The organism is Velocimicrobium porci (genome assembly GCF_009696045.1).
GTDB classification, from domain to species: Bacteria; Bacillota; Clostridia; order Lachnospirales; family Lachnospiraceae; genus Velocimicrobium; species Velocimicrobium porci.
Window position 1 is genome coordinate 64,779 of sequence record NZ_VUMT01000010.1, and the last position, 13,755, is coordinate 78,533.

At 32.8% G+C, this 13,755-nt stretch carries 11 protein-coding genes; 1 reads left to right on the forward strand and 10 read right to left on the reverse strand.

The annotated features are described in order from the left end of the window. Positions 1-13: 13 nt before the first annotated feature. Positions 14-1,183: a CgeB family protein gene (locus tag FYJ58_RS08225; RefSeq protein WP_154519261.1), complete on the reverse strand. Its 1,170-nt coding sequence runs from the start codon at positions 1,181-1,183 to the stop codon at positions 14-16. Between the two features lie 208 nt (positions 1,184-1,391). Here FYJ58_RS08225 and FYJ58_RS08230 point away from each other — a divergent pair, with 208 nt between their 5' ends. Continuing rightward, on the forward strand, positions 1,392-3,266 hold the full coding sequence (locus tag FYJ58_RS08230) for a CDP-glycerol glycerophosphotransferase family protein (protein ID WP_205839200.1): 1,875 nt from the start codon (positions 1,392-1,394) through the stop codon (positions 3,264-3,266). Between the two features lies 1 nt (position 3,267). On the opposite strand, the gene aepX is transcribed toward FYJ58_RS08230, so the two are convergent. From aepX to FYJ58_RS08275, 9 genes are read right to left on the reverse strand one after another with little or no spacing between them, the layout of a single operon-like run. Beyond that, positions 3,268-4,563 (reverse strand): phosphoenolpyruvate mutase, encoded by a 1,296-nt coding sequence (aepX, locus tag FYJ58_RS08235; protein ID WP_154519263.1) that lies wholly within the window; start codon positions 4,561-4,563, stop codon positions 3,268-3,270. 1 nt (position 4,564) lies between these two features. After that, positions 4,565-5,698 carry a phosphonopyruvate decarboxylase gene (aepY, locus tag FYJ58_RS08240; RefSeq protein WP_328597819.1) on the reverse strand — a complete coding sequence of 378 codons (1,134 nt, stop codon included), beginning with the start codon at positions 5,696-5,698 and terminating at the stop codon, positions 4,565-4,567. Between the two features lie 24 nt (positions 5,699-5,722). Then, a complete protein-coding gene (locus FYJ58_RS08245; protein ID WP_154519264.1) occupies positions 5,723-6,490 on the reverse strand; it encodes a methyltransferase in 768 nt (255 codons plus the stop codon). Further along, on the reverse strand, positions 6,487-7,188 hold the full coding sequence (locus FYJ58_RS08250) for a phosphocholine cytidylyltransferase family protein (RefSeq protein ID WP_154519265.1): 702 nt from the start codon (positions 7,186-7,188) through the stop codon (positions 6,487-6,489). Before FYJ58_RS08250 ends, FYJ58_RS08245 begins: the two co-directional genes overlap by 4 nt. Before the next feature lies 1 nt (position 7,189). Then, on the reverse strand, positions 7,190-8,323 hold the full coding sequence (locus FYJ58_RS08255) for a 2-aminoethylphosphonate aminotransferase (RefSeq protein WP_154519266.1): 1,134 nt from the start codon (positions 8,321-8,323) through the stop codon (positions 7,190-7,192). A gap of 20 nt (positions 8,324-8,343) precedes the next feature. Then, positions 8,344-9,960: a glycosyltransferase family 2 protein gene (locus FYJ58_RS08260; RefSeq protein ID WP_205839201.1), complete on the reverse strand. Its 1,617-nt coding sequence runs from the start codon at positions 9,958-9,960 to the stop codon at positions 8,344-8,346. Then, positions 9,951-10,313 (reverse strand): hypothetical protein, encoded by a 363-nt coding sequence (locus tag FYJ58_RS08265; protein WP_154519268.1) that lies wholly within the window; start codon positions 10,311-10,313, stop codon positions 9,951-9,953. Before FYJ58_RS08265 ends, FYJ58_RS08260 begins: the two co-directional genes overlap by 10 nt. Before the next feature lie 4 nt (positions 10,314-10,317). Beyond that, complete coding sequence (locus tag FYJ58_RS08270) at positions 10,318-11,388, reverse strand: glycosyltransferase (protein ID WP_154519269.1); 1,071 nt, start codon at positions 11,386-11,388, stop codon at positions 10,318-10,320. 16 nt (positions 11,389-11,404) lie between these two features. Next, positions 11,405-13,738 carry a methyltransferase domain-containing protein gene (locus FYJ58_RS08275; protein WP_154519270.1) on the reverse strand — a complete coding sequence of 778 codons (2,334 nt, stop codon included), beginning with the start codon at positions 13,736-13,738 and terminating at the stop codon, positions 11,405-11,407. Between the last annotated feature and the right edge of the window lie 17 nt (positions 13,739-13,755).

Sequence of the window (13,755 nt, forward strand, 5' to 3'; positions counted from 1 at the left end):
GTTATCATTATCTTCATTTTATTATTTCAAGTAAAGCTTTTAAACGCTTTTCATATGTATGATCTTCCTTGATTCTTTTTAACCCATTCAGAGCAATTCTTTTTCTTTCCGTTTCATGCCTTAAATAATAATCAGATTTTTCAAGTAATTCCTCCGGACTTGCATAAAAAACAAAATCTGCATCTGGTTCAAAATGTAATAAAAAATCTTCTTGAAAATTAGTCAGCAGGAACCCTCCTGCTCCCATAATGTCCATCGCTCTCAATGGTATTCCTGTTCGTATACTTCTAAGGGTCATATTCAGATTTATTTTAGAGGACTGAAAGGTTTTTGGCATTTCCGTATAATAATTCACTTTTCCCATATTAATACAATTACCAATTGACACATCCTGATTATTTGTATAAAGATGAACTTTAAAATACTTGGATAATAACGATAAATTCCTTGTCCTTTCTATATTAGCCAACTTTCTGCACAGAAAATAATCCGAATACACATATTCCTTGTCGGTCAACGAACCTTCCTCTACTTCAAATGGCATCGCCTCATACATAGACTTTACAATATCTGGTTTTAAACATTCTTTTAAAAAATTATATCCATACACTTTCAATTGAGCTTCCATAATTCCCTCTAAATACCCCATTAATTGCTTATCCTCTGTACGTGCTGCTAACCGATCATATAGATTATGGTTTTCATTATATAAAGACCCAATAAAACCTATATCACAACCATAATATTTTAGTTCTTCATCAGTAATCTTTATTTTAGATAAGCGTTCTATATTAACTGCCAGAGGTGCATAAAATACAGTTCGTACTCCTTTTCTGTTCAAATCCTCACTAATGGCTTTATCAAAAACAAAGACATAATTACATTCATTTATAATACTTGGGGAATATACTTTTATAGAAGGACTATCATATACAATCGCCATATACTTACAGTTTGTATCCTTACATGCTTCTGATAAAGTTGGAAAATAATTAAAGGAAACAATAAGTTCTATTCCTATCTCTTTTATTTTAATTTTTAAAAACTCAATAAAATTCCAATCCATCCTTTCATGCGAAGTTTCTGTCAGTTCTATCCAGCTTACATCGTGCCCAAGATTTTCAAATGCTTCTATTATATCATCCGCACCAAAACATTGCCAATTTGCATATAGTACATTCAATTTTTGTTTCCTCCTTTAAGATTTTTCTTATGCCCCAGAAGCTATTATACTATATTTTCTCACCAGTAGCTACAAAATCTTAGCTTTATCCGCCAAATAAAAATCTTGTTTTTTTGATATACTTTTCGTATACTTATCATTATAGAAATTCAATTAATTTAACAAATTTTAAAGAAAGGGTATATGGTATATCCATATAGATATGTTTATGAATAATTTATTACCAAAAGAAGAAATGCAATTGCTAATTCAACAATGTTTTAAAAATCATTCTTTAGAAGATATTTGGGAATGTATAAACCTCTATAAAGAAACATTTGAAACAGATGAATTTATTAATATGATAGAATATTTTATCAATTATGGATGTCCGCTGGTAAGCCTTATTTGTTTAGATGCCGCAGATGAAACCATTAACGAATATCTAGAACAGGAAATTTATTCCAATTTAGAGGTGGTAAAGGTTTCAAACAAAGATTCCATTGAAAACATTATTGAATATATTTTAACAACTCAAAGCAAATATATATGCTTTTTTGAAAAAAATCATATTTACGATAATAACAGAATTGCTAATATGGTTTTTCACCTGGAAGCCAATTCTTCCATTAATGTTCTTGTCAGCCCTAGAAATTTTATTGACTCTGAACATACTATCATTGCCCATAACTCTTTACAATATAGCAACATTTTAGAAGATTCTATCTTTATTGGCAGACTGTTTTTGGAACATTGCATCTGTCACGATATTAATTTGTATGGAAACCTATCAACACTCATGGTATCAACTCAATATGCCCAGCAAATTCCATGGAAGATACAATGCAGTTCCTTCGACTCTATTAAGAGGCTTTCTCTTTTATACAATTTTCTTTTATACGGAACGCTTGGCATACTAAAATATTCTCTTGTTTCTACCATATTAAAAGAATACAAAGATGAAAGTGATGTCCAAGCCGCTTACGAAGAATACGTTTCTTCCCTTGCCGATCAAAACCTACTACAAATAGCACCAATCAAAGAAGAACCTTCTCCTGAAAAAATTTCTGTTGCCAAACATATTACATTTTTTTATACGGACAAGGGGGAATATTATAATTTAAAACCAATTGCTGACTATGCAGTAAAACGAGGCTATACTGTAGAATTCACTGACAAAATAACCCAAAAAGCAGAAATTGGCGTTTATTGCCAGCACGTTTGTTTTCCAGAAAATTCTAAATTTTCTTTGATTTTATTACATGACTTAGCACAGGGTCATAACCGTTGGCCTAATATCTGGGAATTAGAACCATGGAACAATTTTGATATCGGTATTGTTCCCGGAAAATCATGGGCTTCCCGCTGGTCAGAATGTGCCTGCCAATACTACGTAAATCCTCGATGTGGCACCTACGAATTCGGATATCCAAAAGGTGACCTGGTAACTTCTGGTTCATTAAGTGAACGTGCCGTTGAATTAAAAGAAAAATTTAATTTTAAATATGATTTTTCTGTTTTATATGCTCCATCCTGGGAAAATGATGAGAAGGAAGATGATTTTATTCTCGCACTTTCTTCCCTTCCTGTAAACTTATTGATCAAACAGGCCCACTGGCCAAAAGAATATAGCGCAATCATCAATAATATAAAAGAAATGCGTTCTTTGCATGAGAATAAATATGAAAATGTATACTACATTGAACCGGAAGAAAGTATCATAACTGCTTTGGAATTATGTGATCTGGTTGTTTCTGATGAATCAAGTGTTATGACAGAGGCACTCCTATTTGATAAACCAAGCTTAGCTGTTACTGACTGGCTGATTCCGGATACAATACCAAGCCGTTTTTCAAGTGTGCCTTTTGATTATGTAATCAAAATTAAAAAAGTACAATTACGTGAATATGTTGAAAAATTAGCTTCCCGCTCAGCAGAATATGACGAAGTCCTCGAAAAAGGAAAATCGACCTTCAGTAACCGTGGTAATTGCTGTAAAGAGATTTTAGATGCTATTGAATATTATACCAATCAAAAAACAGATTGTGATTTCCTAAGCAAAAAACTTACTTCAAAATACACAATCTGTTCTATGTGGAATTAAATTATAATTCATCGATTAGAGTCAGGATCTCCTTTATTGGCATTAACCTTTCATCTACTTCTTTTGCTCTATGATATTTTAAAATATCCGTTGCTGTTTGCTGCATAGCAGGAAATGCACTACGAGTAAGCTGGTTTGCATAAATAACAATATTAATTCCGTGGTTATATAATTCTTCTTCTGTTACCTGATTATAAGAAGTTGGAACAACCACAATCGGTGTATCTTTATTTATTTCACGGAACCTATCGCAAAATTCAAATATTTCGGTAGGTTCCTTTCTTCTGCTATGAATCATGATTCCGTCCGCACCGGCTTCTGTATATGCAATTGCTCTTGCTAAAGCATCTTTCATTCCCTTTTCCAGTATTAAGCTTTCAATTCTGGCAATAATCATAAAATCTTCTGTACGCTGTGCCTTTTTTCCGGCCTTAATTTTTGCACAAAATCCTTCGATTGTATCCTGTGTCTGCTCAACTTCGGTTCCAAATAATGAATTCTTTTTTAATCCAGTTTTATCTTCTATAATTACCGCCGATACTCCCATTCGTTCCAAAGTTCTTACATTATAAACAAAATGTTCAATCAAACCACCGGTATCACCATCTAATATAATAGGTTTCGTTGTCACTTCCAATATGTCATCAACAGTTCTCAATCTGGAAGACATATCAACCAGCTCAATGTCCGGTTTTCCTTTTACGGTCGAATCACAAAGACTGGATAACCACATTGCATCAAATTGGTCAATTTCACCATCATTTGCAACAATTGTTTTCTCTGCAATCAGACCCGTCAGACCACTATGTACTTCAATTGTTTTTACAATTGGACATAATTTCAATAACAAACGTAAGCGTTTCCTGCGGTATTCCGGCATAGCTGCCTTTTCCTTCATAAGTACCTCAATATTACTTACTCTTTCATTATAGGTATACGGTATTTCAATTAACTCTCCTCCCCATTCTTTCAATGTTTCAATCACATTGTTCCGTATTACCTCCATCGGTCCGCTTTTCCAATTATCTCCGTGTATTACATAATCCGGCTTTAATTTTTTCAGTGTTTCTTCATACATAACTTCCTTTTGTACTACTACCTCACTAATACCCGGAATTTCCTCTAACATTCTTTTTCGTTCTTCAAAGGACACAATCGGAAAACGATTGTATTTTATCATCGCCTGATCACTTAATACACCCGCAATTACTTCTCCATATTGTTTTGCCTGTTCAATTATATTTAAATGTCCCTCATGTATTACATCGGTACAAAAACATGCATATATTTTCTTCATTTTAATCAACCACTCCATGATATTTCATAAAATTAATTCGATTGTCAAGTGCTGTTTCTTTGGGTCTTCCTAAATCACTTCTCGACTGTATACTTACCTTTACTTCAATAAATGTCAACTGCTTCTTTTGCCCTGCCTCTTTCAAAGCCCTTTTAAGGTCTTCTGGATTATCCACCGTATAAGTAACCGGATAACCACAAGCTTTTGCCACTTCAGCATATTTTATGCCTGCTGCACCGGTAGGCATACCTCCTACTGATTCATGGGCTTCGTTATTCAGGCAAACATGTATAAAATTATCCGGGTTCTGCTTTGCAATAAAAGCTAAACTTCCCATATGCATCAGAACTGCCCCGTCTCCGTCTAAACAATAAATTCTGTTTTTCGTTTTTTTCTTTGCAATTCCTAATGCTATCATTGAAGCATGTCCCATTCCTCCAACTGTCAAAAAGTCCTGAGAGTGCTGGTTGTTTATAAGATTGCTCTGCTCGTATACTTCACGTGATATTTTCCCTGTTGTCGAAACCAATATATCATTCTCAGAAAGGGTTGTAATAATTTCTTTAATTGCCTGTTCACGAATAAAAGAATATCCATTTTGATAACAATTTGGTTCATTTGCAGTAAAAAAACCTTTTCGGATAACAAAAGCAAATTGTCTGTTTTCTTTCAGTACATCATCTGCTCTCTGAAATGCCAAAAGCAATTCTTCCTCCGAAGTATCGGAACTCAATATTTTATATTCAATATCTAAAACCCGTAAAATTTCCTCTGTAATCTCACCCATAAACTGATGTTGTGGTTCATCATGAACACCAGGTTCTCCACGCCAGCCAATTAACAATAACATCGGAATACCATATACTTTTTCATTCGCCAGGGAAGTAATCGGATTTACAATATTACCAATTCCACTATTTTGCATATAAAGACATGAAGGTTTTCCCGTAGCAAGATAATCTCCAATTGCAAGACCTACTGCCGCTCCCTCATTTGCAGGTACATAGTGTAACATTTCCTCCTCTTTGTTCCCATTTATGTAATCGCAAAAAGGCTTTAGTGCAGAATCCGGTATTCCAATTATATTATTAATCCCTATGCTTTTTATCTGTCTTACAAAATCATTTGCCTTCACAGTTCCTTCCCCCCTCCTTTCTTTTTATTTGTACATATAGCAGTTAAAAATAAATTCATTATTCCAGTACCCTTCCATCTTAGAATCTGTAAATTTAATTAATAAATTATGTTCCTTAGCAAAATCTACAAAAAACTGTTTTGAATAAAATAGCCTTGGTAAATTCTTATATTTCTCTTCATAATTTTCTATATTTCTTTTTCTATATGAAATATAATCATCTTTCTTCTCTATATCGTGAATCTCTAAAATTCCGATAGACTTCCTAGCCTTTTCGTACATTTTCTCTAATACAGAATATCCATATGCTTCATCTTGAAAATATGAAAATACACCATTCGAAAAAACAGCATCATATTTTTTCTCTGTATCAACAGAAATTGCCTCGTCATAAGTTAAATCTGTTGTAGAAAGAACCGATTGTGCAACATGAAGTAAATTCTCTGAATAATCAATTCCACCACATTGAATACTTGCTTCTTTATTCTCAAATATATCATTCTCAAACATATATAAATTGCCACCACTTCCGCAACCAACCTCATAAATACTTTCTATAAAAAGTTTTTCTTTACTTTCTGGTGAAAAAAATAATCCATTTTTGATTTCCAGATATTGAGTTACAAAAGACTCTAATGTTACACTTCCTGGCATTACGTCATATCCACTGCTTCTTTTTAATTCTAAAAGAATTTCTTTTTTATCGTTTCCTTTCAGTTTGTCTACATTAATTAAACGATTCGACCAAATTGACTCCCAATTATTTTTTCTGCTCTTTTCTGTAAAATTCATTTTTTTCTCCTGTTTGCATTTTCTAACTCCTCTACTGTATCAATTTCTATTACACATTCCGCTGGAATTTCTAAAATATGAACGTTTATCTCATCAAGAAGGCTGTTTACAATTTCATCCCAAAACAGACTTTCATGTCCTTGTTTTTTATACTCCTTTTCTATTTCCTCTCGAATCCGTTTTGCGTCACTTTGTTTCCAATAAGAAATTCCAACCATATTATAAGTATCGGTCCCACCTTTTCCGATTCTTGTAATTCGATTATCTTCTACATCAAACGCCCAGTCAGCAGAATAATCACTAACCATTTTTCCGTAATAACAGGATTCAGCCGAAACCTTGTCAAATATCGTGTCATCTGTTACACACAAATCTGCTTCACAGATAAAACAATTTGCACTGCCTAAAATATCTCCCACCGCATAAAGTGATGAGATATTATTTTTTTCTAAATACTCTGTATTTTCAATCAGTACTATATTAGAATATTGTTCTTTTAAATATCCAAATTGTTCTTTCAAATAACCTGTAACAATATAGATTGTCGAAACTTTTCTTTTATTTAATCCTTTTATTACAGTTTCAATTAACGGTATTCCATTTACCTTTACTAATGGTTTTGGCATCGTTTCAGTTAATGGTCTCATACGTGTTCCCAATCCTGCTGCCATCAAAATCGCAATTTCCTGATTTTCCATTTCACACCTCATTATAATTTACCGGTATTTTTACATGAAGTTTACATAGACATTCTCGCATTACCTGAAAGAATTTTTCGATGTCATCTGCATCAATCGCACCCAATGCACATAAGCGAAATGTATGTTGGTTTCCAATTTTTCCCGGATAAATTGTGAAGCCGTGTTCATAACAATAGTCATGTACCGCATTAAAATCCCAGTTACTGTCATCTGGATATTTTACCGTCACAACAAGCCCTGCCTGCCATTCTCTCTTTATAATATCTTTAAATCCAAGTTCTTCTAATCCTTTATGAATTGCTTCAAATACTCTGGTATGTCTGTTCCACTTTTCTTTCTCGCCCTCTTTGAAATACTCTGACAAAGCCTGCTTCAATGCGTAAACCGTCTGAACCGGCGGAGTAAAATGCATCTCTCCATGCTTTTCAAAATATTCATATTGCATATATAAATTACAATAATAAGAACGTTTTGGAAATTCTTTTGACTGTTCAATGATACTTCGATTTCCAATGACATATGATATACCTGTCATTGCCATAAGCCCCTTTTGCGCAGATGCCATACAAAAATCAATATTATCTTCTTCCATATTAATTGGTCGCATTGCATAAGTTGATGTTGTATCAACGACAAAAAAGGTATGATACTTATGAGCCAGTTCCCCAATTTTTCTGATTGGATTTAATATACCCGAACCTGTTTCGTTATGAGTCGTATAAACAAAGGCGATATCTTTATTTTCACTTAATGTTTTCTCAATTTTATTTAAATCCGGAAGTGCATCAATTTCAAACTCCAGATTTATATATGGCAGATTATAGTAGTTACAAATTTCAACCGCTCTCGAACTATATGCTCCATTATTGATGATTAAAATTTTCTTATCTGCCGGCAGTAAAGAATTTAAACAAACATCCATCGCAATTGTTCCAGATCCACAAAATAAAACAGATGTATATTTTTCTAAATCTCCATGTACAATTTTGACTAAGTCCTCTCTTATTCCCTGCATTAAATCCGCAAAATCTTTTTCTCTGGGACAAATATCCGGAACTATTTGTGCAAGCTTTACTGAATCGGTTGTAGTTGCCGGTCCGGGGTTTAACAGGATTTTCCGTTCAATATCCATGATGCAAATACTCCTTTTCTCTAACAATTTTTTAATACCATAATAAAACTTTTCATCGAAGATAACATAGATTCCCTGCTTTCTTCTTCATACGGAAGTTTTCCCTTTTGGTAGCAGACATCAAAAATAGAAATGCTAAGCTTATTGCAGAGAGTAACCATTTCTTCCAGGCTCATTCCTATTGTGTCCCCTGCTTTTTCCACATCTTGTACATATTGTTTGTTTTGAAACGATATAATTATTTTTCCATCGTTATGTAGCAATTTTTTTAAGTGTAATAGTAACGTTTCCGGTTCACCAAGATGTATCGTATTATCCAGTATAATATAATCAAATGTCTGGTTCTTTAACTTACTTTCTATATTCTTATCATCTGCCTGTATCACATTCGTGACCTGCTTTGCCAGACGATATAACTCTTCTCTTGGTTCCACTCCTAACACATAACTTTGGGGATATATACTCTTGATTCTTGCTAAAGTACAACCTAGTTTACACCCATACTCTAAAACTTTAACTGGTTCTTCTGTCTGTTTTATGCAGTCAATAATATTTCTGTCAACCACACTAAACGGTACATAATCAAACTGATATTTTACCGCTAATTTTTCTCTGTTTCTTTCCAAAAGTTCCATATAAGATGAATTTTTCTTAAAACTGCTTCCACCATAATGAAAAATAAAACTATTTTTACATAGCAAAAGCTTATAACCATTTGTTAAAAGTCTTATGCTCAAATCATTATCTTCATAATTGCCCGGTGAAAACTGTTCATCTAAATATCCGACTTCATCTAATGCCTTTCTTCGGATTAGCATTGCAAATCCCATAAGCCACCCTTTAAATTCATACGCAAAATGTGATGGCAGATTCACCGCTTTAGCGTATTCAATCCACTCTTCTACGGTAGCAAAATGCTCAGACACCTGTTGGTAATTAACCGCATTGTTTGATACACTTCCGGCTGCTCCAATGTCTTTAGCTTCATATAATCCCATTTGCAGCCAAAACAATGCATTTTGTGGCATAATAATATCATTATTTAACAATAAGATATCATTGTCTTTTCCTGCACAGGCAATCCCCTGGTTGCACCCTTTAGGAAATCCATTGTTTTCACTATTTAAGATTAGTTTCATATCATCTTGTTGTTTTAACCAGTTTCTCACATTCTCTTTCGACGCATTGTCAACGACAATTAATTCATAAGATTCTCTATTGCAATTTTTTCTGATACTTTCAATACATTGCTTCGTTAATTCTAACTGATTAAAGGAAAGAATCACAATGGAAATCTTAGGAATCAAAATCCTATGCGCTTGTACCAGAGCAGTTAAAAATCCCAAAATAATATGTCTGTCTTCTTCATTGTCACAATAATATAAAGCCTGCTTGTAACATAAATATGCCTGTTCTGGATTTTTTAATGAATAGTACATACCAAGCATTAAATATAACTCAGAATTTGCCGGGTCATAGGAAAGTCCCAGTCTTATATCATTATAGTACTCTTCATAATTCTGATGATTCCATTCCTCATCTGCTTTTAATATTAACTCTATTACACTTTGTTTTCCTTTATCCATTCCATTCTTTCTTCCCATGCCTGCTGATTTATTTAAAATCTCTATCTGCAAAGTTCCTCTTCTGCAGAATCTAAGCATTTTAAGAAAGTTAAAATATCATTCTCAAATACATTGGCGATTTCCTCTTTCTCTTTACCGGAAATTGCTTTATTAAGTACTTTTATCTTTTCATTCATTTCTTCTTTTCCGATTCTTTGCTTATCACTATTTAAGAAGTCCATAATTAAATTTGTAACTTCAATAACCCAATTAACTCCTTTTACTACTGTATTTAAAAATTCAATTGTATCTTCTTTCTCATCAGTCCTTAATTCATAAACTAAGTTTTCAATTCCATTTTCTAATTTTGCATTATATTCTACGATATTTCTTAAAGCTTCTTTCTTTTTTTCTAATTCATTCATTCTCTTATTTTTCCTTTCTGCTTGTTATCCTTGTAATTCCATCTTTTGCTTTCTTATAAGTGCCACATTTCTTATAGTATGAAATTGCTTTCTCCTTTTGTCCCAGACACTCATAAATCACACCAATATTATACCATGAACGGAAGGAATTGACTCCCTCCATTCTCCAATTTTTATTTTGTGTTGCCTTTTGAAATTCTAAAATAGCTTCTTTAAAATGGCCATTATTCATATAAATCAGACCAATGAGAAAAATAAAATCTGCATTTACCGCAAATTCATCGTACAATGCTAATAATTGCATTGCCTCTTTATATTGTTCTAAGTATAGCAAGGTATATCCATAGCTCTCGACCATATCTTGTACATATTCTAATTTTGGCTCTAAATCATATGTAAATGCTTTTTCAAAATATTCTTTTGTTTCTGAAAAATTTTTCTGCATATATTCTGTTTTTCCCAATTGGTATAAAAGATAAGGGTCTTCTTTTTGTTTCAACTGTTTTAAAAGTAATGTTTTATTTCTTTCCGCTTTTTGCTTTTGGCTAAAAATCTCACTTTCATATCCTATATGTTCTGCTGTAACCGGCACTTCAAACAGTTTATTAAATGCTTCTCCTTTTACATGAACTACCTGCTCATGTATGATTCCTTCATATCTGTAATATTTTTTGGAAAACAGGCGGTTTACATTTTCATTTAATTTATATTCTTCCTCATCACGGGTAAACAGATTAACCCTTTTTATTCTTCCAATTCCCTGTGGATATTGTTCCAATAATAAATCAAGCTTTTCTAAATCATACTCTTGTACAAATTCATCGCAATCTATTACAAGTATCCAATTATTAGAAGCTTTCGAGATTGCAAAGTTTCTTGCTGCTGAAAAATCATTTTTCCATTCAAAATCAAAAATTTTGTCTGTGTATTTTTTTGCTATTTCTCTTGAACCATCTGTAGAGCCCGTATCTGTGACTATAATTTCATCTCCCAGATCCTTTAGCTTTTCTAAACATTTTTCAAGATTAGAAGCTTCATTTTTCATTATAATACATATCGACAATTTATTTTTCATACTATTTTTGTCCACCTTAATTTATTCCAAAACGCATTATATTATTTTTTAATTCCTCTACTTCCATTGTCGGATAAGAAATTGCCTCCAGATATTCCATTGCCTTCTCAAAATTGTTATGTTTATAATAAATATATCCTAACTTATATTTCGCATCGTCATTATCTGGATTGCAATCAAGAAGATAGCCAAAAATGTTAGCAGCATCTTCATCCATATTCTTTTCCAGATAAATCTCTCCAATATATCCCAAAACAGCCTCCATCTCACCCTCGCCCCACTCGCAGGAGGCAATCACAATAAGTGCAATGTAAGAAACCTGATATAATTTTACATACCGGATAAAATCTTCGATTCTACTTTTTTCTCCATTACTAATAATATCTGAAATAAGATATTTTACTGTATTATAATGATCCAGACATTTATCCAGACTGTCACATGTGCTTATAAAGTTATAAGCCCCTGACTTTTTCTCCATACTATAAATACACATAATGTTTCGGAGTTTTTCTATGTCTTTCTCTTTTATGTCAGCAATTTCTTCACTATTCATCAATTCTTCTAACTGCTCATATTTCTTTTCGCTCAGTAAAATGCTTATTTCCTTTTTTAATTCGTCAACATTGATTTCTTGTGTATTCGTGTTGTTTGGAATTGTAAGAAATAATTTTCCTATATTCTGAATACATGTATTTAAATTGATGGAACTAATTCCATTACTTGAATTTAGATGATATCTGTCAAGTACCTGAGCTTCAAAAACAGAATTTAAATCACCATATAAGTCCCAACTCTCAACCATATTATAATGTTCTGCTAAATCGTAAAGAGAACAATGCTGTTGAATATCCGGGTTATTATAATATAGCATATTAAACATTCGATACAATATAAAGTCCAAAGGAACATTTTCCATATGCCATTCCTGATCAAAGAAAACCCATTTCTCTCCAACAAAACAGTTCTGTGCTATCATGTCAATGTATCCATCTTTCAAAATGCAAGAATACTTATATGCTTCCTCTTCTTTTATCAAACCATAGTAAATCATACAGTTTTCTTTGGAAGGCACACAGTCAGAAGTCATTTTTATAAAATCAATCAATGTATCAATAAGAGCAAATGCTTCTTCTGTCTCATTCTTTTCAAAGCAAGATACCAATCTATGCTCCAAAGTTTCTCCATCATAAAATTCCATTTCCAGTTTTCCATTATTATAAGTAACTGGAAGTACCTGTATTCCTCTGTTTTTCAGGTTTTCCATGTTCGCATATACCTGTTTTATATGCTCCTCTCCATATATCGTTTTTGCTCTTTTTACAACCTGTTTTTTATCATCAATCGTTGTAATAATACGGTGTGCTGCATTTCGTTCCCCACCGTCTTTCATAAACACTACTCTTCCCTCATTATTCTCTTTTGCAGAACATTCCACTAAAAATGAATTTGCAAAAAACTCAAACACTTCGTTTTCAATTAAATCATTATAAATATTTCTTTCGTCTGCAATCACAGATTCATTATCCGGTATATAATATCGTCTTAATGAATTTAATTCATTTTCACGAGGTAAATAATTCTCGGAATAAATTCTTTCCGGTAACTTATAATCCGGTAGTGGATAATAAAAGTAGCTATAACCATACCCACTTTTTTCCAGTAAATCACGTAATTCCTTCTTTGAGAAGGTACGTGCATTTCCATTTCCAACTTTATATTGATTCATTCCATCAAAAGGTATTCCGGTATGATCTTCTTTTGCACCACACCAATATTTTAATCCGTATTTATTTTCAATCGCAATCAAGAGCTTTCCATCTGGTTTTAAAAGTTCCTTTATCTTCTTTAAGAAATCTACAAATGGATTCTCTGATAACGTATAAGTTCCCTGATATTCTAATACACCAATCAACGTGATATAATCAAATTTTTGTTCAAATTCGATATCATTCAGATTCGCTACAATAATTTCCAGATTATCTTTATCATAGCATCGATACTTTACAGCTGTTGCACGTCGTTTCGAAAGCTCTACGGCTGTAACATGCCCACAGCGTTCACACAACATATTTGTAATTGCACCCATTCCACAACCAATTTCAAGCACAGAATCATTTTTTGTAAACGGATACCAATTTAAAATGTTTTCCCTCAAATACGTCAAGTGATAATAAGATGGCCATGACAAATTCTCATAAATAGACTTAGAATAGTCAACCTCTTGATTCGCTTTTATGATTTCTATAATCTCATCTTCCACATTTCCATCCGAATAACTGTATTTTTCCTCGTACCATTTTAAATTCAACTCAGGAATCGGATTCTCTTTGCTCCATTCTTTTGTCATTTCCATGTTCTCCTTCC